At 73.1% G+C, this 22,116-nt stretch carries 13 protein-coding genes and 1 pseudogene; 7 read left to right on the top strand and 7 right to left on the bottom strand.

Features of this window, described 5'->3' with window-relative positions; all coding sequences use genetic code 11:
- Positions 1-112: 112 nt before the first annotated feature.
- On the top strand, positions 113-586 hold the full coding sequence (locus DMB38_RS24975) for a MarR family transcriptional regulator (protein WP_125937031.1): 474 nt from the start codon (positions 113-115) through the stop codon (positions 584-586).
- A 105-nt stretch (positions 587-691) separates the two neighbouring features.
- Here the strand turns inward: DMB38_RS24975 and DMB38_RS24970 are convergent, their stop codons facing one another.
- The gene (locus DMB38_RS24970; RefSeq protein ID WP_125939254.1) at positions 692-1,141 is read right to left on the bottom strand and encodes a MarR family transcriptional regulator; all 450 of its coding nucleotides are present in this window, start codon (positions 1,139-1,141) and stop codon (positions 692-694) included.
- A 437-nt stretch (positions 1,142-1,578) separates the two neighbouring features.
- Between DMB38_RS24970 and DMB38_RS24965 the strand changes: the two genes are divergently transcribed.
- Positions 1,579-2,460 (top strand): lysozyme, encoded by an 882-nt coding sequence (locus DMB38_RS24965; protein ID WP_047018013.1) that lies wholly within the window; start codon positions 1,579-1,581, stop codon positions 2,458-2,460.
- 57 nt (positions 2,461-2,517) lie between these two features.
- Here the strand turns inward: DMB38_RS24965 and DMB38_RS24960 are convergent, their stop codons facing one another.
- Entirely contained in the window at positions 2,518-3,261 is a 744-nt protein-coding gene (locus tag DMB38_RS24960) for a hypothetical protein (RefSeq protein ID WP_125937030.1), read from the bottom strand.
- Between the two features lie 241 nt (positions 3,262-3,502).
- The gene (gene lon / locus DMB38_RS24955) at positions 3,503-5,926 is read right to left on the bottom strand and encodes an endopeptidase La (protein ID WP_125937029.1); all 2,424 of its coding nucleotides are present in this window, start codon (positions 5,924-5,926) and stop codon (positions 3,503-3,505) included.
- A 108-nt stretch (positions 5,927-6,034) separates the two neighbouring features.
- Here lon and DMB38_RS24950 point away from each other — a divergent pair, with 108 nt between their 5' ends.
- The 5 genes and pseudogenes from DMB38_RS24950 (at position 6,035) to DMB38_RS24930 (ending at position 14,038) form a co-directional block, all read left to right on the top strand.
- Positions 6,035-6,823 carry a spermidine synthase gene (locus DMB38_RS24950; protein ID WP_125937028.1) on the top strand — a complete coding sequence of 263 codons (789 nt, stop codon included), beginning with the start codon at positions 6,035-6,037 and terminating at the stop codon, positions 6,821-6,823.
- Between the two features lie 111 nt (positions 6,824-6,934).
- The gene (locus DMB38_RS24945; RefSeq protein ID WP_047018007.1) at positions 6,935-7,684 is read left to right on the top strand and encodes a response regulator transcription factor; all 750 of its coding nucleotides are present in this window, start codon (positions 6,935-6,937) and stop codon (positions 7,682-7,684) included.
- Positions 7,681-8,811: a HAMP domain-containing sensor histidine kinase gene (locus DMB38_RS24940; protein WP_125937027.1), complete on the top strand. Its 1,131-nt coding sequence runs from the start codon at positions 7,681-7,683 to the stop codon at positions 8,809-8,811. The genes DMB38_RS24945 and DMB38_RS24940 overlap by 4 nt, the downstream gene beginning before the upstream one ends.
- Before the next feature lie 429 nt (positions 8,812-9,240).
- Positions 9,241-12,960 (top strand): annotated as a pseudogene (locus DMB38_RS24935) (multifunctional oxoglutarate decarboxylase/oxoglutarate dehydrogenase thiamine pyrophosphate-binding subunit/dihydrolipoyllysine-residue succinyltransferase subunit); the annotation flags it as partial.
- A gap of 223 nt (positions 12,961-13,183) precedes the next feature.
- Positions 13,184-14,038 (top strand): alpha/beta hydrolase, encoded by an 855-nt coding sequence (locus DMB38_RS24930; protein ID WP_125937026.1) that lies wholly within the window; start codon positions 13,184-13,186, stop codon positions 14,036-14,038.
- Between the two features lie 20 nt (positions 14,039-14,058).
- On the opposite strand, the gene fxsT is transcribed toward DMB38_RS24930, so the two are convergent.
- The 4 genes from fxsT to DMB38_RS24910 all read right to left on the bottom strand — a co-directional run bounded on the left by fxsT (position 14,059) and on the right by DMB38_RS24910 (position 22,116).
- Positions 14,059-17,013 carry an FxSxx-COOH system tetratricopeptide repeat protein gene (gene fxsT, locus DMB38_RS24925; RefSeq protein WP_125937025.1) on the bottom strand — a complete coding sequence of 985 codons (2,955 nt, stop codon included), beginning with the start codon at positions 17,011-17,013 and terminating at the stop codon, positions 14,059-14,061.
- A gap of 66 nt (positions 17,014-17,079) precedes the next feature.
- The gene (locus DMB38_RS24920; RefSeq protein ID WP_125937024.1) at positions 17,080-18,321 is read right to left on the bottom strand and encodes an FxsB family cyclophane-forming radical SAM/SPASM peptide maturase; all 1,242 of its coding nucleotides are present in this window, start codon (positions 18,319-18,321) and stop codon (positions 17,080-17,082) included.
- Positions 18,322-18,525: 204 nt separating this feature from the next.
- Positions 18,526-18,762: a hypothetical protein gene (locus tag DMB38_RS24915; protein WP_125937023.1), complete on the bottom strand. Its 237-nt coding sequence runs from the start codon at positions 18,760-18,762 to the stop codon at positions 18,526-18,528.
- A 66-nt stretch (positions 18,763-18,828) separates the two neighbouring features.
- Positions 18,829-22,116: an SAV_2336 N-terminal domain-related protein gene (locus DMB38_RS24910; protein ID WP_240662742.1), complete on the bottom strand. Its 3,288-nt coding sequence runs from the start codon at positions 22,114-22,116 to the stop codon at positions 18,829-18,831.

Genomic DNA, 22,116 nt, shown 5'->3' with positions numbered 1-22,116 from the left:
ATGCCCACAACACTAGAGCACGATTACCTTGTGCACAAGTCAATCGCTCCTTATTAACTTTTGAACCGTCCCCATGGGTACGATGACGGCACGCGCAGAGAGAGGGGCCCGTATGGCGACCACCGACACCGCGGCCGAGGCGCCGCGGACCGAGGACGAGTTCCGCAAGCTGGACGAATTCATGTGCTTCGCCCTGTACTCCGCGCAGCGCGCGGTCATGAACGCGTACCGCCCGCTGCTCGACAAGCTCGGCGTGACCTACCCGCAGTACCTGGTGCTGGTCGCGCTCTACGAGAACGGCCCGTCGCTGGTGAAGAGCCTCGGCGCCGCCCTGCACCTGGACTACGGGACGCTGACCCCGCTGCTGAAGCGGCTGGAGGCGAACGGCCTGGTGACGCGGCAGCGCCGCGCCGATGACGAGCGGCTGGTGGAGGTGTCGCTCACGCCGGAGGGCACGGAGCTGCGCCGGAGGGCGAACGTCGTGGTGCCGTCGCTGGACGAGGCGATGGGGCTGACGGCGGAGGAGCAGGAGGAGGCGAAGGCGCTGCTGCGGAAGATGTCGGCGAACCTGGCGGCACACGGCTGACGGGGGCCTGGAGCGCCAGGAAGCCCGGGATGGCCGAGGCGACTCGCGACCGCGCACCCAAGGCAGCACCCCGGGACGGCGCGGCGCCGAGGCGGGAAGGGGCCCCTACCGCCGCCCGCCGCCGCCTCCGCCCGCGTTCAGCTCGTTGAACCGTCCCAGCAGCCGGGCGAGTTCCGCGACCTCGGCCGGGTCCCAGCCGGCGAGCTGCTGGACGTACTCCGCGTGCCGCGCCCGCCGTACGCTCAGCACCCGCCGCCGCCCTTCCTCCGTGAGCCGCACGAGCGCCGCCCGGCCGTCGGCGGGGTCGGGTTCGCGGTCGACGAGGCCCAGTTCTTCGAGGGCGTGGAGTTGCCGGCTGATGGTCGCCTTGCCGATGTTGAAGTAGCCGGCGAGTTCGGAGGCGCGCCGTCCGCCGCCCTCGAGTTGGGCGAGCAGGGCGTACGCGCCGGGTTCGAGCCCGGGATCGACCTGGCGGGCCATGTCCGCCGCGATGCCGCGGGCCCGGCGGTAGAAGACGGCGAGTTCCCGTTCCAGATCGAGGAAGACGTGGTCCACACCATTTTCCTCGTCCGGCTGTTCGCCTCCGGGGGTTTCGGCCTTGTGCACGTCAGGGGCCCTTCTGGCTTTCCACGAGCTGAAAGTTTTCTTCAGAAGCGACAGAAGCCGCAGCTCCCCCAGTATTTCGCAGGAGTAGACCAAAGGCACCCGCCGGGCCCTCTTTCGCTCCCGCGCGCACAGCGCTTACCTTCGGCGCAGCACGTAGTGACATGGCCACACCAAGGGCCGGGCCCAGGCCCCGCAGGCGTACGAGGACGGGCCACTGCCGCCCCGCCGCTCCCGCCACACCCCAGAGCCGGCCGCACCACACGCCCGGCACCTCCGCCCCTCCGCCTACCGGCACCACCGGAATCACGGCTTACCGGAACCACGGCACCACCGGTACCACCGGCAAAACCGGCACCACCGAGGAACCCCCACACCCGGAGGAACGCATGTCATCCGCAGTCCGCACCCGCCGGCGCATCGGGCGCCGCTCCCTCGCCGCCGCCACCGCCGTCGCGGCCACCTCGCTCTCCCTCGTCGCCGGCCTGACGAGCCCCGCCGCCGCGGCGGGCGACCGGCTCAACCCCAACCCCCGCGACCTGGAGCGCGGCGAGGCGTACATGGGCGCCGGCATCCGCCTCCACGAAGGCACCGGCGCCCCCGCGGGGTCGGCCGGCGCGGCCGGCCAGGAGGCGGGCCCGCTGGCGACCGTCGAGGGCGTCGACGTCTCCAGCCACCAGGGCAACGTCAACTGGTCCACGCTCTGGAACGCCGGCAACCGCTTCGCGTACGTCAAGGCCACCGAGGGCACGAGCTACAAGAACCCGTACTTCACCCAGCAGTACAACGGCTCGTACAACGTCGGGATGATCCGCGGCGCGTACCACTTCGCCCTCCCGAACGGCGCGAGCGGTGCCGCCCAGGCCGACTACTTCGCGAGCAACGGCGGCGGCTGGTCCCGCGACGGCAAGACGCTGCCGGGTGTGCTGGACATCGAGTACAACCCCTACGGCGCCACGTGCTACGGCCTCAGCCAGGCGTCGATGCGGAGCTGGATCAGCTCCTTCCTGACGCGCTACCGCGAGCGCACGGGCCGGTACGCGGTGATCTACACGAACACCAACTGGTGGACCCAGTGCACGGGCAACTACAGCGGCTACGCGGGCAACCACCCGCTGTGGATCGCCCGTTACGCCTCCTCGCCGGGGACGCTGCCGGCGGGCTGGGGCTTCTACACCTTCTGGCAGTACACCTCGACGGGCCCGACGGTGGGCGACCACAACAAGTTCAACGGCGCCTACGACCGGCTCCAGGCCCTGGCCAACGGCTGACCCGCCCCTCGACCCCCGCCGGTCCCTCCGGAGCTGCTCCTCCGGAGAGACCGGCGGTCACCCGTTCCCGGCGGGCAGACACCCGGCGTCCACGAGAGCCTCCCGCAGATCGGCCACCATGCCGGGCGTGACGTCCGCGACGGGGAGCGGAAACCAGAGCAACGCGCCGCCGGCACGCGCGGCGGCCTGGACGCCGTGGGGGAGTTCGGCGCGCTCGATGCCGTCGATGTACGGGGGCCCGAGGTAGGTGATCCACCCGACCTTGGGACTGACCTTCATCCGGTCGCCCTGGGCGTCGCGTTGCGCACGGGTTGCACACAACGCATGTTCCGGCAGCCAGATCCGGGCAAGCCGATGGACCGCATAGCGGAGGCCACGGTCGTCGTAGAGCCCGCTCGGAGCGTCCGCCGGCAAGGGCAGCGGGAGGGACACCGCGTTCCCCAGACGCGGGATCGCACTCTCGCCTGCCCGAAATCTCAGCTTCGACATGCCGTCCGGGCCGGGTCCACTGTGATAGTCGGGGTACTGCTTGCTGTGGAAGCCGATGGAGTAGCCGATGCCCTCCGCTGACGCGTCGTCGGAGTGTCCACGCCGGGCCGCGATGACCGTGTCACGGAACCATGGCGAGCCGGGATCGACGGGCTCCGTGCGGTCTTCCCACCACCAGGATCCGAGCGCCGGATGAACGTCGCCCAACGCCCGCATGGTCTCGCCGATACGCGCGATGACCTGCTCCGCGCTCTCCTGCCGTGCGCCCCAGTACGCCCCGCAGTGGAGGGGGCCGGGTTCTGGTGTCGTCAAGAAGGCACGCCCTTCTCAGGTTTGGTGGACAACGCCGATCGGGAGGCCGTTTTCCCTTGAACAGTTCTCGGTACGTCTGGAAGGCCACCCTGCCCGTGACAACGTAGCGGACCGGCTCCGCACCGGCCGCTTCGAGCGCTTCCTCCGCCTTCGCCACAGCACGCCGAACGGCCCCTCCCGGGTGGGTGGTCGGGAGGGGCCGTGCCTAGGGGCGGGGGGTAGCGGACAGGCTGGCCGAGCCTCAGGCCGCCACCGGGACCTCCGGCTGGGCCGTGGCGGCGGCCGGGGTCAGGGCCAGGTCCAGGACGTGGCGGACGTCGGAGACCGGGTGGACCTCCAGCTTCTCCAGCACCTCCGCCGGGACGTCGTCCAGGTCGGGCTCGTTCCGCTTCGGGATGATCACCGTGGTGACCCCCGCCCGGTGCGCCGCCAGCAGCTTCTGCTTCACGCCGCCGATCGGCAGCACCCGGCCCGTCAGCGACACCTCACCGGTCATCGCCACGTCCGTGCGCACCTGCCGGCCGCTCAGCAGCGACGCCAGCGCCGTCGTCATCGTGATGCCCGCGCTCGGGCCGTCCTTCGGGACCGCGCCCGCCGGCACGTGCAGGTGGATGCCCCGGTCCTTCAGGTCGGCCACCGGCAGTTCCAGCTCCGCGCCGCGCGAGCGCAGGAAGGAGAGCGCGATGTGCGCCGACTCCTTCATCACGTCGCCGAGCTGGCCCGTCAGGGTCAGGCCCGACGCGCCCGACTCGGGGTCGGCCAGCGACGCCTCGATGTAGAGGACGTCGCCGCCCGCGCCCGTCACCGCCAGGCCCGTCGCCACGCCCGGGACCGCCGTGCGGCGCTCCGCGGGGTCGGTGGCGGACTCCGGGGTGTGGTGCGGCCGTCCGATGAGCGGGCGGAGCGCGTCGACGCCGACCGTGTACGGCAGCTTCGCGTCGCCCAGTTCGTGCTGCGCCGCGATCTTGCGGAGCAGCCGGGCGAGGGCGCGTTCCAGGTTCCGTACGCCCGCCTCGCGGGTGTACTCGCCCGCCAGCTTCCGCAGCGCGTCGTCGTCGACGGCGACCTCGCCGGCCTCCAGGCCCGCGCGCTCCAGTTGCCGGGGCAGCAGGTGGTCGCGGGCGATGGTGACCTTCTCGTCCTCGGTGTAGCCGTCGAGGCGGACCAGTTCCATCCGGTCCAGCAGCGCCTCGGGGATGGCTTCGAGGACGTTCGCGGTGGCCAGGAAGACGACGTCGGACAGGTCCAGCTCGACTTCCAGGTAGTGGTCGCGGAACGTGTGGTTCTGCGCCGGGTCCAGGACTTCGAGCAGGGCCGCGGCCGGGTCGCCGCGGAAGTCGGAGCCGACCTTGTCGATCTCGTCGAGGAGGACGACCGGGTTCATCGAGCCGGCCTCCTTGATGGCGCGGACGACGCGGCCGGGCAGCGCGCCGACGTACGTGCGCCGGTGGCCGCGGATCTCCGCCTCGTCGCGGACGCCGCCGAGGGCGACCCGGACGAACGTGCGGCCCATGGCCCGCGCCACGGACTCGCCCAGGGACGTCTTGCCGACGCCGGGCGGGCCGACGAGCGCGAGCACGGCGCCGCCGCGGCGGCCGCCGACGAGGCCCAGGCCCCGGTCCGCGCGGCGCTTGCGCACCGCCAGGTACTCGGTGATGCGTTCCTTGACGTCCTCCAGGCCCGCGTGGTCGGCGTCCAGGATCTCCTTGGCGCCGGTGATGTCGTACGCGTCCTGGGTACGCTCGCTCCACGGCATCTCCAGGACGGTGTCGAGCCACGTCCTGATCCAGCCGCCCTCGGGCGAGGCGTCGGAGCTGCGCTCCAGCTTGCCGACTTCCTTCAGGGCCGCTTCGCGGACCTTCTCGGGCAGGTCGGCGGCCTCGACGCGGGCGCGGTAGTCGTCGGACTCCTCGCCCTCGGGCTCGCCGTTCAGCTCGCGCAGTTCCTTGCGCACGGCTTCGAGCTGGCGCCGCAGCAGGAACTCGCGCTGCTGCTTGTCGACGCCCTCCTGGACGTCCTTGGCGATGGATTCGGCGACGTCCTGCTCCGCCAGGTGCTCCTTCAGCCACTGGGTGGCGAGCTTGAGGCGGGCCACCGGGTCGGCGGTCTCCAGCAGTTCCACGCGCTGCTCGATGGTGAGGAACGGCGAGTATCCGGAGTTGTCGGCGAGCTGGCCGACGTCGTCGATCTGCTGCACGCGGTCGACGACCTGCCAGGCGCCGCGCTTGCGCAGCCAGTCGGTCGCGACCGCCTTGTACTCCTTCGTCAGTTCGGTGACGGCGCCGGGGACGGGGTCGGGGACGGATTCCTCGATCTCGGTGCCCTCCACCCACAGCGCGGCCCCGGGGCCGGTGGTGCCGGCGCCGATACGGATCCGGGCGACGCCGCGGATCAGCGCACCGGGGTCGCCGTCGGCGAGGCGGCCGACCTGCTCGACGCGGCCGAGGACACCGGTGCCCACGTAGGTGCCGTCGACCCGCGGGACGAGCAGGACCCGGGGTTTGCGTCCGCTGCCGCGCGCCGCGGCCTGGGCGGCCTCGACCGCGGCCCGCACCTCGCCGTCGGAGAGGTCGAGCGGCACGACCATGCCGGGGAGCACGACCTCGTCATCGAGCGGCAGGACGGGCAGGGCCAGCGGCGTGCTGGAACCGGACTCAGTAGCCATTGATCTCCCCTTCGGCATGCAAGTTGAGTTACATGCGCTCAACCCGGAGGGGCGCCGGGATGTTCCCGGCGGTCTGTTCGCTGTCAGCGATCGGGCAGGATGGGGGCCATGAGCAGCGAGAACGACGCGGCGGGCGCGGTGACGCTCGACCGCAGGTCCGGCCCGTACGGGGAGGTCGTGCTCCGCCGGCGCGGTCCGCACCACGAGATCATCGCGAACGGCGTCTTCCTCATGGACACCTTCGACGGCCGCTCCGAGCGGCTGCTGATCCGGGCCGCGGCCGGGGCGCTGGACCCGGCGGCGGCGGCGCCCGCGGTGCTGATCGGCGGTCTCGGCGTGGGCTTCTCGCTCGCCGAGGCGGCGGCGGACCCGCGCTGGGGGCGGATCACGGTGGTCGAGCACGAGCCGGCGGTCATCGAGTGGCACACCGGGTCCACTGCCGGCCGGGTGCCCGCGGCCGGCCCGGAGTCCGGGGCCCCGCCCCTCGCGCACCTCAGCGGCGCGGCCCTCGCCGACCGTCGCGTCTCACTCGTCGAGGCCGACCTCCTCGACCACCTCGCCACCGCCTCCTACCGCTACGACGCGGTCTGCCTGGACATCGACAACGGACCCGACTGGACCGTCACCGAGGGCAACTCCGGCCTGTACGCACCCGCCGGCCTCGCCGCCTGCCGGGACCGCCTCACCCCCGGCGGCGTCCTCGCCGTCTGGTCGGCCCGCCCCTCTCCCGCCTTCGAGGCCGCCCTCCGCACCGCCGGCTTCACGGCCGTACGCACCGAGGAGATCCCGGTACGCCGCGGCGCCCCCGACGCCGTCCACCTCGCCGTCCGCCCGCCGGACGGCGAGGTGGAGGACGAGCCGGGCGGCGAGCCGGACCGCGGGGTGGGCGGCGCGTAGGGAACCCCGGGCGGGGGCTCTCCGTTCCGTAGCCGAGGCGTGTCACCTCCCCATACGCTGCTAGCTGAACCGGAGGGCCTACGGGGAAGAGACGGCGAGGGCCACGAACACATGGCAGACAGACAGGGCCTGAACGGCCGCGCCGACCACGCGGCCGCAGTGACGCCCGGTGCCCAGCGCAGGGTGCTGGTCGTGGAGGACGACCCGACCATCGGGCAGGCGATATCGGCGCGGCTGCGCGCCGAGGGCTTCCAGGTGCGTACGGCAGGGGACGGCCCGGCCGCGGTGGCGACCGCCGCGGAGTGGGCGCCCGACCTGCTCGTACTCGACGTGATGCTGCCCGGCTTCGACGGGCTGGAGGTGTGCCGCCGGGTGCAGGCCCAGCGGCTCGTGCCGGTGCTGATGCTGACCGCGCGCGACGACGAGACGGACATGCTCGTCGGCCTCGGCGTCGGCGCCGACGACTACATGACCAAGCCCTTCTCCATGCGCGAGCTGGCCGCGCGGGTGCACGTGCTGCTGCGCCGCGTGGAGCGGGCCACGCTGGCGGCGGGCGCGGCGCGGGACGACACGCTGCGCCTGGGCGAGCTGGAGATCGACCACACCGAGCGGCGGGTGCGGGTCGGCGGGGACGACGTGCATCTGACGCCGACGGAGTTCGAGCTGCTGGCGTGCCTGGCCAACCAGCCGCGGGCGGTGCTCTCCCGCGAGCAGCTCCTGGTGGAGGTCTGGGAGTGGGAGGACGCGTCGGGGACGCGGACGGTCGACAGCCACATCAAGGCGCTGCGCCGCAAGATAGGCGCGGAGCGGATCCGTACGGTGCACGGCGTGGGGTACGCGCTGGAGACCCCCGTCACATGACGGTGCCGGACGGCGGCGGGGAGCCGGGCTTCTGGCGCCGGGTGTGGGACGCGCTGCGCCCGCTGGACCCGGTGCGGTCGGTGAACGCGGCGCTGGGCGCGCTGGTCATCGGCTCGGTCGTGATCGCCACCGGGCTGGTGTGGGTGGCGATCCGCTCCTCCACCGAGGTCCGGCTCATCACGGTCTTCTCGCTCATCGCCTCGCTGCTGATCACCCAGTTCGTGGGCCAGCGGCTGACGTCGCCGCTGGTGCAGATGACCGCGGTCACCCGGGCCATGGCGCACGGCGACTACACCGCCCGGCTGGCGACCCGCCGCCGGGACGAGTTCGGCGAGCTGGCGCAGACGTTCAACCGGATGGCGGCCGACCTGCAGTCCGTCGACCGGCACCGCAAGGAGCTGGTCGCCAACGTCTCGCACGAGCTGCGCACCCCGATCGCCGCGCTGCGCGCGGTGCTGGAGAACGTGGTCGACGGCGTCTCCGAGGCCGATCCGGACACGATGCGCACCGCGCTGCGCCAGACGGAGCGGCTGGGCCGGCTGGTGGAGCAGTTGCTGGACCTGTCGCGGATCGACAGCGGGGTGGTGCCGCTGCGGCTGCGGCGGTTCGCGGTGGAGCCGTATCTCGCGGCCGTGCTGAAGGAGGCGCACTTCGGCACCGGCGCGCACGGCACGGCGGGCGCGCCGGAGGGGGACGGCGACCTCCCCGGCCCCCGCGGGCGGGGCGACGTCCGGCTGCACCTGGACGTCTCGCCGCCGGAGCTGTCCGTACGGGCCGACCCGGAGCGGCTGCACCAGGTGATGGCGAACCTGATCGACAACGCCGTGAAGCACAGCCCGCCCGGCGGCCGGGTCACCGTGCGCGCCCGCGCCGGGGCGCAGCCGGACGCGCTGGAGGTGGAGGTGCTCGACGAGGGCCCGGGCATCCCCGCGGCCGAGCGGCACCGGGTCTTCGAACGCTTCAACCGCGGCCGGGAGAACGGGGTGCTCGGCGGCCACGGGGCGGACGGCGGCGGCACGGGGCTGGGGCTGGCCATCGCGCGGTGGGCGGTGGATCTGCACGGCGGCCGGATCGGGGTGGCCGAATCACCCCGTGGCTGCCGCATCAAGCTCACTCTTCCGGGTTAACGCTCGTTCGGCACTTGACCTACACTTGACCTTGGCCGGGCGCGGTAACGGATCCGCAACGGCGGCGGAGCAGCCGGTGAACGGCCCGGTACGAGGACGGGACGCGGCGCCAGCACCTCGATGCCCCCATGCCGCACGCAGGCAAACTTCCAGTATTTCCCGCCAAATCCGGGGCCCAAACCACGTTCGCATTGTGACTTACGCGACCTCCGGCGGGTGCGGCCTGCACGTTCCTGCTCCAGGGGCGTAGCCTTGTTTTCCGCTGTCCATCACCTTGTGAAGCGGAAGAGGGCGGTTGCCGCCGTGTCGTCACAGTCCCCTAAGAGCAGCTCGTCGAGCGTCCGTACCGAAGAGCCCAGCCAGGGCCGGGACCCTGCTGCCGCCTTCGGTCCCAACGAGTGGCTCGTCGACGAGATCTACCAGCAGTACCTCCAGGACCCCAACTCGGTGGACCGGGCCTGGTGGGACTTCTTCGCCGACTACAAGCCGGGCACCGCCGGCGGGAACCAGGGGGCGGCGACGCAGACGGCGCAGCCCCCGCCCGCCGCACCCCCGGCCCCCGCCCAGGCGGCTCCTGCGGCCCAAGCGGCTCCGGCCCAGGCCCCCGCCGCGCCGCCGCAGCAGGCCCCCGCGCCCGCCGCGCCGCCGGCCGTCGACGGCCGGCCCGTGGCCCGGCCGCCGGCCAGGCCCGCGGCCGCCGCGCCCGCGAAGCCGGCCGCCGAGCCCGCGGCCAAGCCGGCGAAGCCCGCCACCCCGGCGCCCGCCGCCGCGCCCGAGGGCCCCGAGCTGGTCACCCTCCGGGGCCCCGCCGCCGCCGTCGCCAAGAACATGAACGCCTCCCTGGAGCTGCCGACGGCCACCTCGGTCCGCGCGGTCCCGGTGAAGCTCCTCTTCGACAACCGCATCGTCATCAACAACCACCTGAAGCGCGCCCGCGGCGGGAAGGTCTCCTTCACGCACCTCATCGGGTACGCGATGGTCCAGGCGATGAAGCTGATGCCGTCGATGAACCACTCCTTCGCGGAGAAGGACGGCAAGCCCACCCTGGTCAAGCCCGAGCACGTCAACCTCGGCCTCGCCATCGACCTGGTGAAGCCCAACGGCGACCGCCAGCTCGTCGTCGCGGCCATCAGGAAGGCCGAGACGCTCAACTTCTTCGAGTTCTGGCAGGCGTACGAGGACATCGTCCGCCGCGCCCGGTCCAACAAGCTCACCATGGACGACTTCACCGGGGTGACGTGCTCGCTCACCAACCCCGGCGGCATCGGCACCGTGCACTCCGTGCCCCGGCTGATGCCCGGCCAGTCCATGATCCTCGGCGTCGGCGCGATGGACTACCCCGCCGAGTTCCAGGGCACCTCCCAGGACACGCTCAACAAGCTGGGCGTCTCCAAGGTCATGACGCTCACCTCGACGTACGACCACCGCGTGATCCAGGGCGCCGCCTCCGGCGAGTTCCTGCGGATCATGCACCAGTTGCTGCTGGGCGAGAACGACTTCTACGACGAGGTCTTCAAGTCCCTGCGCATCCCGTACGAGCCCGTGCGCTGGCTCCGCGACATCGACGCCAGCCACGACGACGACGTCACCAAGGCCGCCCGGGTCTTCGACCTGATCCACTCCTACCGGGTCCGCGGCCACGTCATGGCCGACACCGACCCGCTGGAGTACAAGCAGCGCAAGCACCCCGACCTCGACGTCACCGAGCACGGCCTGACGCTCTGGGACCTGGAGCGGGAGTTCGCCGTCGGCGGCTTCGCCGGCAAGTCGATGATGAAGCTGCGCGACATCCTCGGCGTACTGCGGGACTCGTACTGCCGCACCACCGGCATCGAGTACATGCACATCCAGGATCCGAAGGAGCGCAAGTGGATCCAGGAGCGCGTGGAGCGCCCGCATGACACCCCGGAGCGCGAGGAGCAACTGCGCATCCTGCGGCGGCTGAACGCCGCGGAGGCGTTCGAGACGTTCCTGCAGACGAAGTACGTCGGCCAGAAGCGCTTCTCGCTGGAGGGCGGCGAGTCCGTCATCCCGCTGCTGGACGCGGTCATCGACGCCGCCGCCGAGTCCCGCCTCGACGAGGTGGTCATCGGCATGGCGCACCGCGGCCGGCTCAACGTGCTGGCGAACATCGTCGGCAAGTCGTACGCGCAGATCTTCCGCGAGTTCGAGGGCAACCTCGACCCGAAGTCGATGCACGGCTCCGGCGACGTGAAGTACCACCTGGGCACGGAGGGCACGTTCACCGGCCTGGACGGCGAGCAGATCAAGGTCTCGCTCACCGCCAACCCGTCCCACCTGGAGGCCGTCGACCCGGTCCTGGAAGGCGTGGTCCGCGCCAAGCAGGACATCATCGGCAAGGGCGGCACCGACTTCACCGTGCTGCCGCTCGCGCTCCACGGCGACGCCGCGTTCGCCGGCCAGGGTGTGGTGGCCGAGACGCTCAACATGTCGCAGCTGCGCGGCTACCGCTGCGGCGGCACCGTGCACGTCGTCATCAACAACCAGGTCGGCTTCACCGCCCCGCCGGAGTCCGCGCGTTCGTCGATGTACGCCACGGACGTGGCCCGCATGATCGAGGCGCCGATCTTCCACGTCAACGGCGACGACCCCGAGGCCGTCGTGCGCGTCGCGCGGCTGGCCTTCGAGTACCGCCAGGCGTTCAACAAGGACGTGGTCATCGACCTCATCTGCTACCGCCGCCGCGGGCACAACGAGGGCGACAACCCGCAGTTCACCAACCCGCAGATGGTCGAGCTGATCGACAAGAAGCGCTCGGTGCGCAAGCTCTACACCGAGTCGCTCATCGGCCGCGGCGACATCACCATGGAAGAGGCCGAGCAGGCGCTGCAGGACTTCCAGGGCCAGTTGGAGAAGGTCTTCACCGAGGTACGGGACGCCACCGAGACGCCCGCGCCGGCCGAGGTGCCGCCGCACGCGCTGCCCGGCTTCCCGGTCGCCGTGGAGACGGCCGTCTCCGAGGAGGTCGTCAAGCGGATCGCCGACTCCCAGGTCAGCCTCCCCGACCAGGTGTCGGTGCACCCGCGGCTGCTGCCGCAGTTGCAGCGCCGGGTGTCGATGGTCGAGGACAACACGATCGACTGGGGCATGGGCGAGACGCTGGCGTTCGGCTCGCTGCTGATGGAGGGCACCCCGGTCCGGCTCGCCGGCCAGGACTCCCGCCGCGGCACGTTCGGCCAGCGGCACGCGGTGCTCGTCGACCAGAAGACCGGCGAGGACTACACCCCGCTCAACTACCTCGCCCCCGACCAGGCCCGCTACAACGTCTACGACTCGCTGCTCAGCGAGTACGCGGCGATGGGCTTCGAGTACGGCTACTCGCTGGCCCGCCCGGACTCCCTGGTGCTCTGGGAGGCGCAGTTCGGCGACTTCGTCAACGGCGCCCAGACCGTCGTCGACGAGTTCATCTCCTCCGCCGAGCAGAAGTGGGGCCAGTCCTCCGGCGTCGTGCTGCTGCTGCCGCACGGCTACGAGGGCCAGGGCCCGGACCACTCCTCGGCCCGTATCGAGCGGTTCCTGCAGCTCTCCGCGCAGAACAACATGACCGTCGCGATGCCCACCCTGCCGTCGAACTACTTCCACCTGCTGCGCTGGCAGGTCCACAACCCGCACCACAAGCCGCTGGTGGTCTTCACCCCGAAGTCCATGCTGCGGATGAAGGCGGCGGCGTCGCGGACGGACGAGTTCACCTCCGGCGGCTTCCGGCCGGTCATCGGCGACGACTCGGTCGAGCCGGCGGCGGTCCGCAAGGTCGTCTTCTGCTCCGGCAAGGTCTACTACGACCTCGACGCCGAGCGGCAGAAGCGCGGCGCCCAGGACACCGCGATCGTCCGGCTGGAGCGGCTGTACCCGCTGCCCGGCGCGGAGATCCAGGCGGAGCTGGCGCGCTACAGCGGCGCTTCGACGTTCGTCTGGGCCCAGGAGGAGCCGGCCAACCAGGGGGCGTGGCCGTTCATCGCGCTCAACCTGGTCGACCACCTGGACCTGATCATCGGCTCCGGCCCGGTGCCGAACGCCGACCGGCTGCGCCGGGTCTCGCGCCCGTCGTCGTCGTCCCCGGCGGTCGGCTCGGCCAAGCGCCACCAGGCGGAGCACGCCCAGTTGATGGCCGAGGTCTTCGACCTCTGAGTCCCCGCGGTGGTACGGGCCGGGCGGCCCCGGTCCGTACCACCGCGCAGAAGGGCCCCGCGCGCGCTGCGCGGGGCCCTTCTCGTCTGCCCGGATCCGCCTGCTTGCACCCCACGCGCAGGGCGGATGCGGGAACCCCGGCAGGTCACACGAGCGGACCAATCCGCCGGGCCACGCGCCCGGCGGCAGCGGCGGTGCCTGCGGGCCCGCGTACGTTCGCCCCATGGCCCCCTTTTCGCCCCGCGAAGCGCACGTGAACGGAGAGGTCGTCGAGTACGTGCGGTCCGGCGACGGACCGACGCTGGTGCTGCTCCACGGCTACCCCCAGACCTGGTACGAGTACCGGGCGGTCATCCCCGGGCTCGCGGAACACTTCACCGTGATCGTGCCGTCGTTGCGTGGCGCGGGAGGTTCGAGTGCGCCATCGGACGGCTACGACAAGAGGACGATGGCCCAGGACCTGCGTGCCCTCCTCACCGACCTCGGCCTGGAGCAGGAGATCAGGCTGGTCGGTCATGACATCGGCAGCATGGTGGCCTACGCCTACGCGGCGCAGTACCGCGACGGCGTGGCCGCACTGGTGCTGAGTGAGGCGCCGATCCCCGACCCGGGCATCTACGAGTTCCCGTCGCTCACCCCGGCCGGACCCGGCCTGTGGAACTTCGGGTTCTTCAGCCTTGCCAACGGACTGCCGGAAGCGATGGTCCAGGGCCGTGAGCAGGTGTGGGTGGAGAGGTTCATCGGCGCGATGGCGGTCCGCCACGAACGGGCCGCCGACCCCGGCGCCGTACGTGAGTACGCCCGGCACCTCGCGGACCCGGACCATCTGCGGGCCAGCTTCGAGTGGTTCAGGACCCTGGCCCAGGACGTGGCCGACAACCGCGCCTTCGCCGAACGGCCACTGTCCATGCCGGTGCTCGCCGTCGGCGCCGAGCAGAGCCTCGGCCAGGCCGTATCCGACCAGGTACGCCGGTACGCGACCGACGTCAGGGGCGAGGTCGTCGCGGACAGCGGCCACTGGATCTTCGAGGAGCGTCCCGAGGAGATGACCCGCCTGCTGCTGGACTTCCTGCGCTGAGCGGGCCGGTACTCCCTGTCCTACGTGGGCTGCGGCTCGAAGTCCCAGTACGGGCGCTCCCGGCGGCGCGACGCCAGGGTGTGCGGGTGGTCGACGCCGAGCGTGTCGCTGAGGTTCTGCATCGCCTCCCGCTCCACCTTCTTCGCCTCCTGCGAGCGGCGCAGCGACCGCAGGTCGTCCGCGAGCGCCATCATCGCCGACAGCGCCATGGGGTGCCGGGCGCCGAGGACCTCCTTGACGGTGTCGACCGTCTGCCGGCTCAGCTCCTCGGCGTGGTCCGGGGCGTCGAGCCGGTTGCGGGCGGCGGCCGCGTTCAGCGCGCAGCCCAGCGTCCACGGGTGCGCGGGGCCGACGGCGGCGGTCATCCGGGTGAGCGCCAGCTCGGCGATCTCGGAGGCCTCCTGCCAGTCGCCGGTGGGCCAGAGGGCCAGCCCGACGTTGCCGAGGGTGCCGGCGGTGTACGGGTGCTGCTCGCCGAGCATCGCCTCGTACCGCCGGTTGACGGACTCGGCCAGCTCCCGGGCCCGGTGCAGGTCGCGGTGCTCGCGCAGGAAGGTGGCGTAGTCGGCCTCGACCATCAGGGTCTCCGGGTGCCGGGGGCCCTGGACCTGGGTGAAGCGCTCGACCACGGACTCCATGGCGCGGTCGGCCTCGGCGAGCTTGCCGAGGCGGCGCAGGCAGAGCGCGAGGTTGTGCTCGGCGCGCAGCGTCTGCGGGTTGTGCTCGCCCATGATCTGGCGGTGCAGCGCGGCGTTGCGCTGCTGCCGGGAGTGGGCCTCCTCGTAGTGGCCGAGGAGGCGGAGCATCCAGGCGTAGCGGGTGCCGGAGGCCATCGTCTGGTGGTGGCGCGTGCGGAGCCGCCGCTCCCGCTCGACCAGCAGGACGCGGTAGATCTCCAGCGCGTCCTCGTACCGGCCGAGCAGGGCGAGGGCGGAGGCGAGGTTGCTCCGCAGCGACATGGTGCGGGGATGGTCGGCGCCGAGGAGGCCGGCGTACTTCTGCCGGACGTCGTCGAAGATCTCACGCGCCGTCTGGTACTCGCCCAGGCCCAGCAGCGCGCCGCCGAGGCCGTTCCTGGCGGACAGCAGGTCGGGGTCCTCCACGTCGCGGACCGGGCTGAGCACGTCCACCAGCCGGCGGCCGACGGCCTCGGACTCGCGGTAGCGCCCGAGGTTGCGCAGCGCCTCGGCGTGCGAGTGCACGAGCGTGATCATCGAGCGGTGCGTGGGTTCGAGCCGGATGGTCCACGGGGCGAGCGTCAGCTCGCACATCTTCAGCGCGGCGCGGTACTCGCCGCGCTGGAGCAGGTAGTTGATGCAGTGCAGGACCAGCTCCTGCACCGCGGGGTCGGCGCTCTCCATCGCGCCGGCCGGCTCCAGATGCGGCAGCAGCTCGGCATACCTCGCCCACTCCCGCGTGTCCGTGGGACGGCGGGGGTCGGCCGCCGCGAGGATCCGGCAGGCGGTCGCCGACATCGCCTCCCGCTCGTCCTCGGGGAGATCACTCCGCAGGAAGCGGTGGTAGAGACGGTGCATTTGAACCTTTTCGACCTCGGTCTCCGGCGAAGGCTCGGTGAGGTAGTCGATCGTCACCGCGGTGGATTCCGACAGGCGGCGCAGGGCGGAGTGCCAGCTGATGGGATCGCCGGCCAGCTCCGCCAGATGGCTCGGCAACTGGTCGCTGCGCTCGACGATGCGGGACACCGGAATGCTGTCCGGGGAGAAGCACGCGAAGAGGTTGAGCATCGCCGCCGCGGCCGGCGTCTTCTCGCGCATCCCGTTCAGCGTTATCGACCAGCTCGTCAGGAAGCCCATGGGGTAGTCGGAGCCGATGCTGATGCCGAACTTGCCGGGCTCCTTCTCGCGCAGCAGCTCGATGTAGTCGGCCGGGGCCATCGTGCTGGAGTCGAGCCACGCCGCCGTCTGGCTCAGCACCAGCGGCAGGTCCTGGACGGCCTCGGCCAGTCCGTCCGCCTCGGTCTCGGTGAGCCGGGGGGCGCGGCGGCGCGCGAAGGCGGTGCTCTCCGCCCGGGTGAAGTGCGGGACCTCGATCTCCTCGGCGCCGCCGCTGACGGCCCAGTCCCGGGTGCGGGTCGTGATGAGCACGTGCCCGTCGCCCTCGGGGATGATGTCGTCGATCAGCTCCATCTCGTCGGCGCTGTCGAAGACCACCAGCCAGCGGCGGTACGGGCGGCCGGAGCGCAGTGCGTCGCGGACCCGGCGGAGCCGGTCGCCGATGTTGCTGCCGACCGGGAGGTTCAGCCGTACGGAGAGGTCGGCGAGCTGCTCGCGGGCGGTCATGCGGTAGCTGGCGTTGACGAACCAGACGACGTCGTAGTCGTTGCCGAACCGGTGGGTGTACTCGACGGCGATCTGGCTCTTGCCGACGCCGGAGATGCCGGACAGCGCGATCCTGGCGCCCTGGCCGGCGGCGGAGAGCGTGCCGTGGAGCTGTTCCAGGATGTCGTCGCGGCCGGTGAAGCGGTAGTTGCGGCGGGGGGTGTTGAAGACCACGGGCGGGTCGTTGGGGAACCGCGGGGCACGCTCGGGCTCGCGGTCGGGGCGCACCGGCGCGTCCGGGTCGATGCCGAGCCGGGTGAGGACGCGGCGCCGGGCTTCGACGGTGCCGAGATCGCGGAGGTCCACGGGCGCCAGTGCCGCGGCGGCGACCGGCATGTCGGTGGCCACGCTGGCGGCGGCGAACCGGTGCCCGTGCTGGGGGATGATCGTCCGCAGCGCTTCGTTCCACTCGTCCTCGCCGCGCGGGCCGAGGCCGAAGAACCAGTCGTCGAGCACGAGCAGGATGCGGTCGGGCGCCGCCAATAACCCCGCCAGCTCGTCGGTGAGGGGGCGCCCGGCCTCCGGACTCCAGCGCAGCATCGAGGTGGGCTGTCCGAGCAACTCCAGCTGATGGGCGATCCAGGCCGCCCAGGGCCGGTTGAAGCCCGCGTAACTGATGCTGATGGGCTTGGCCATACGACCGTCTCCCTCCCGTGCCGAGGCAGGCCGTCCTCGTGGCACAGTACCCCATCTGGTGGCCCGTCAGCTCACGCACGGCGGGCCCGCCGTCACCTTCCGCTGCCCCTCGACCGCGGCCGCCAGACGCTGGGCGACGTGCCTGATGAGCCGCTCCAGATCGGCGCAGTACACGGAGGGGTTGCGGAACCCCTCGCCGGCCCGGAAGCGGTGCGCGTAGTTGCCCCCGCCGCACACCCCGACGACCGCGCAGCTCCGGCACTGCGCGGACAGCGCCCGCAGGCCCAGTTGCCGGGCGGCGATGCCCGGGTGGTTGAGCGCCTCGTCGAAGGAGTTGCGGAAGACGTCGAGACCGGTGCCGGCCGCGTCCTCGTATACGGACTTGAGCGAGTCGATCTGCTCGATGGCGCCGTCGGTCTCGACCACGAGCGCCGTGACCGGCGAGAGGCCCACGGACTCGGTGCCGCTCGGCCGGCCCAGCAGCAGCCCGAGGATCTCGGTGAACATCCGCACCCGGGGCGACGGCCGGGGCAGGTTCCACCACAGGTCGAAGACCTCGCAGAGCCAGTCGCCGTACGGGGTGGGGCCGCGGCCCGGCACCGGGGCGGGCGGCGCCGACCAGTTGGCGTGCGGAAGCAGAAAGTCGATGACCGGCGGCTCCAGGGCGCACAACGAGTCCAGCACCGCGCGCGGGGAGGCGGTGACGTCGACCGTGCACAGGATGCCGCCGTAGCTCTCGGGATGCCGGCGCAGGAGCCGGGCCGCCCGCTCCAGGGCGGGCCAGGCGGGCCGCCCGGCGTGGTCGACGCGGCGGCTGTTCAGCTCGGGCGTACCGCCGTCGGCGCTGAGGCCGACGCGGATGCCGCCGGCGGCGAGCGTCTCCAGCGCGGACTCGGTGAGCAGCGTGCCGTTGGTCTGCACGCCGGCGACGACGGCGCATCCGGCCGGCAGCGCCGCGCGCACCGTCGTCGTCTGCCGGACCAGCGAGGCGGCGCCCGCGAGCAGGGGTTCGCCGCCGTGCAGCTCGACGCGGATACGTTTCAGCTTGTGGGTGCGTACGTGCTCCGCGATGCGCTGGGCGGTGCGGCGGGCGGTCGCCTCCGGCATCATGGCGGGCCGGCCGCGCCAGCCGCTGTCGGCGCCGTGGTAGACGTAGCAGTAGGTGCAGGAGAGGTTGCACCGGCTGTGCACCTTCAGGATGAACTGCCGGAACGGCACCGCCGGAACCCCGGCGGCGCGCAGCCGGTCGATGTCCAGCAGCCGACCGGGCCAGGGCGCCTCCTCCGCGCCCGTATCTCCGTAGTCCATGCGGCTCCCCGGCTCCCCCGAGTCCGGGCGGTGACGAACCACCGCCCCTGAATGCATGGCGCACAAGTCACATGGGTGAAACCAGACAGAAGCCCAACTGACTGTTTCTGTACGGAATCTGCCGCAATCCGGCCGCCCGGCTTCGTCGGCGGGCTTGAGGTGGTGTCGGCCGGAGCGTGCGCCCTGATGTGGTCGGCCGGCGGCTCAGTTGCCGCCGGTAACGGGCTGGCCGGCGTCGGGGGGCCCGTTCTCGAAGCAGGCCCCGGCATCGTTGTCGGAAGGCCAGTTGCGGAGCAGGTGGGCGACGGCTCCCGCGAGTACCGGCGGCTCGCCTCGGGCGGCCACCGCGTACACGTCGACGTCGCTGAAGTCGGGCAGACGGACGGCCGAGCCTGCGGCTGACGGTATCCCGTCCGGCTTCGCCGACAGGGGGTTCTCCACGCTGTTCTCCTCCGGAAGGGTGTGAGAGTCCTTCCCCGAACAGTCGTGCAGCAAAACGGAGGCGGGTCAGCCGCCGGCTTCGAGGGCGCGGATCTGCTCACGGGTCACCAGCGCCCCCTCGCTCTCCGTCTGCTCCGCGCGGCTCCACTGCTCCCAGGCGTCCCGGTACGCCCTGAGCGCCACCGCGCGCCCCGCGGTCGGCTCCAGCATCTGCCCGCGCCGGTGGTGCGCGCGGGCGGCTTCCGCCGCGTCGCCGGCCTCCTCGGCCAGCAGCGCCGCGCGCCGGTAGCAGTCCGCCGCCCGCTCCTGCCGCTGCCGGAACTCGGTCCTTATGTCGATGAGGAGCTGCACGTCACCCAGCTCCAGCCACGCCTGCGCCCGCACCCGTGCGGGCGCGTCGTCCTCCCGCGCGGCCCGGTCGAGCACCCACTCCGCCTCGTACAGGTCGGTGCGGGTGCCGGACGCCTCGTAGCGCAGGCGCAGGGCCCGGCCGAAGAGCAACTGCCGCCGCGGCAGGTCCGGATGGCGCTGCGGCGTCTCGGCCAGCACCTCGCGCAGCACCGGCACCGCCCGGCCGCGCAGCCCGGCGTCCTCCGGCGCCAGCCGGCCGCGGCGCAGCAGCAGCTCGCCGTGCTCGGTCAGGACCTCGCCGTAGAGCGCCGCGCCGGGCGGCAGCAGCGCCAGCGCGTCCGTCAGCCAGCCGTCGGCCTCGACCAGCAGCTCGGCGGCGCCGCCGCGGGTGAACTCCGCGATCCGCACCCGGGCCTTGCGGCGCAGGCTCTCGGCCTGGAGCCGGTAGTCGTCGAGCGCGGCGGCCAGCCGCCCGGCGCGGTCGAGCGCGGCGAGCGCGCGGGCGGCGCCCGCGTCGCCGGCCGCGGTGGTGTTCGCCTCCGCCAGGTCGAGCAGCGCCTCGCACTCCTGGCGCCGCAGCTCCGGGCCGCCCTCCATGCGCAGCAGGTCGACGCCGGTACGCAGATCGGCCGCGGCGCGCAGCCCGTACGCCCGGGTCTCGTCCACCGTGTGCTCCGCCTGGGCGCGGCCCAGGGTGACCCGGCCGCGGGCGAGGAAGAGCCGCGCGGGCACCAGCTCTTCGTCGGGCCAGCCGGCCAGCAGCTCGTCTATCGTCTCCTCGGCCTCGTGCAGCGCCGCGCCGTCGCCGGTGAGGGAGTGCAGCCGGCGCAGCACCTCGGCGAGGAGGCCGCCGCGCTCGCGCCGGGCGGCGTGGGTGGTGGCCAGGGCGCGGCTGTCGCGCAGTTGGGCGGCGGAGGCGCGGAGCGCCGCGACGGCCTGTTCGTGCTCGCCGTCGGCCACGCGCTCGCGGGCCACCTCCCACATCACCTCGGCGTACGTGAGCCGCTCGCGCAGCGGCGGCGCCCCCGCCGCCGGCACGCCTCCGCCTGCCGGCGCTCCCGGGCCGTCCGCGGCCAGGGCGCTACGGGCCCACTCCTCGGCCTCCGCCAGCGCGTCCGGCTCGCGCAGCCGCTGCCAGTGCAGTAGCAGCGCCCGGGCCAGCAGCCCCTGCTGCGCGGTGTCGCGGTCCTCGACGACGGCGCGGCGCAGGGCCCGTACGGCGTCCAGCAGGTCGCGGACGCTGCGGGTCTCCTCGTACTGCCGCAGCAGCTCCGCGCCGCCGGCCGCGGCCGGGCCGCGGTAGGCGGGCTGGAAGGCGCGCAGCACCTGCTCGGAGACGCGCGCGAACTGGTCGGGGACCTTGGCGCCGCCGAGGTCGGGCTCGCGGTCCTCGCCGGAGAGGTACGCGACCGCGACGGCGGGGAAGTTGCGCGCGCCCTGCCCGAAGGTCCGCTCGATGTAGAGCGAGCAGTGCTTGAGCACGAGCGCCGCCTCGCCGTGGCTGAGCCGGCGCAGCAGCAGTTCGCGCACGCCGGGGCGGAAGTCGAACCACGGGTCGTCGCCCACGGGTTCGCGCGCCGGCTCACGCCCCGCTCCACGCGCCGGGTCGCGCGCCACGACCAGCTCGCTGAGGAGGATCTCGGCGGTCTCCGCGGGCCCGGTGTCGGGGAACAGCGCGCGCTGCACCAGCCGGATGACAGGCAGGACGAGCGGCACGGCGGCCAGGTGGATGGCCAGCAGCCGGGCCGCGGGCGAGGCCGTCGCGTCGAACGCGGCGAGCGTGGCCGCCGGATCGGGGCGTACGTCCGCGGGGCGGGCCACCGCGGCCGGGGCGGCGGTGTGGTCGCGGCGCACCCAGCCGGCGGCGCCGGGCAGCGACAGCCCCTCGCCGGCGGCCAGCAGCCGGGCCCAGGTGCCGACGGCGGCGGGCTCGGGCGCGAGCACGGGCAGCGCGCGGGCGCCGGCCGGGGGCACGTCGCCGCGGGTGCCGGGGCGGAACTCCAGCGTCGGGTACGGTCCCGGGTGCCGGACGAGGAGCCCGGGCAGCGCGGCGAACGGCATCTCCCGCCACCGCCGGTGCGGCAGCGGCTGGACGACGGCGACGGGGGCGGTGCCGAGCCAGCCGTGCAGCATCCGCTGCATCCGGCCGTCGTGCCACATCGGGCCCGCGCAGTCGCTGAGCACGAGCGTCAGCCGGCGCCCGCCGGGGTCGTGCAACTGGCCGGCGTCCTGGAGCATCGAAGGCCGCCCCGCCTCGCCCGTGCAGCCGACGCCGCCGTCCGGCAGCGGATGCAGGCGGTGCACGGTGACGTCACGGAACGCACCGGAGCGCTCGGCGACCGTACGCAGGTCCTCCAGCAGCCGGCTCCACACCTCCATGGCGGGCGAGGCGTCCATGAGCAGTTGGAGGGTGGCGCGCCGCCGGGGCGTCCGCAGCACGGGGATGACCAGGTCGGCCCGCGCGCTCAGCTCCGCGGTCTCCTCCTCGTCCAGTTCGCCGGGCGCCACGGCCGCGACCCGCGGCTGGTAGCGCCGCAGCGGGCGCAGCGCGCGCTGCAGGGGCACCAGGGCGGGCAGCGCCGCGGGCTCCGGCACGCCGACGCGGCCGACCTGCCGGTAGGCGGGGGTGTCCACGGCGTCGGGCACGGGCGTACGCGGCAGCAGTCCCGGCCCGGCCGCCAGTCCCACGCGCCGCTCGGGCGCGGCCTGCGCCCCCGCGCCCGTCCCGTCGGTGCCGTCGCCCTCGGCGGGCGCGGAACCGGGGTCCTCTGCAGCGTCGGCGGCTTCGGGAAAAGTGGCTGATTTCATGCGGTTCGCCGGCCCCGGCGCGTCGGCGCGCGCCTCGGCGCCGCCGGCCGCCTCCGCGCTGCGCGCGAGCTCCTCCGCGAACCACAGGACGTCGGCGAGGCCGCGGGCGTCCGGCGGCAGACCGGCCGCCAGGAGCCGGCCCACCAGCTCCTCGGCCTTCCCCTGCCCGCCCGCAGCAGCCCCGCGCCCGGCCAT

The organism is Streptomyces sp. WAC 06738, from assembly GCF_003945505.1.
Classification (GTDB): Bacteria; Actinomycetota; Actinomycetes; order Streptomycetales; family Streptomycetaceae; genus Streptomyces.
This window is presented reverse-complemented; position numbering and strand designations above follow the sequence as displayed.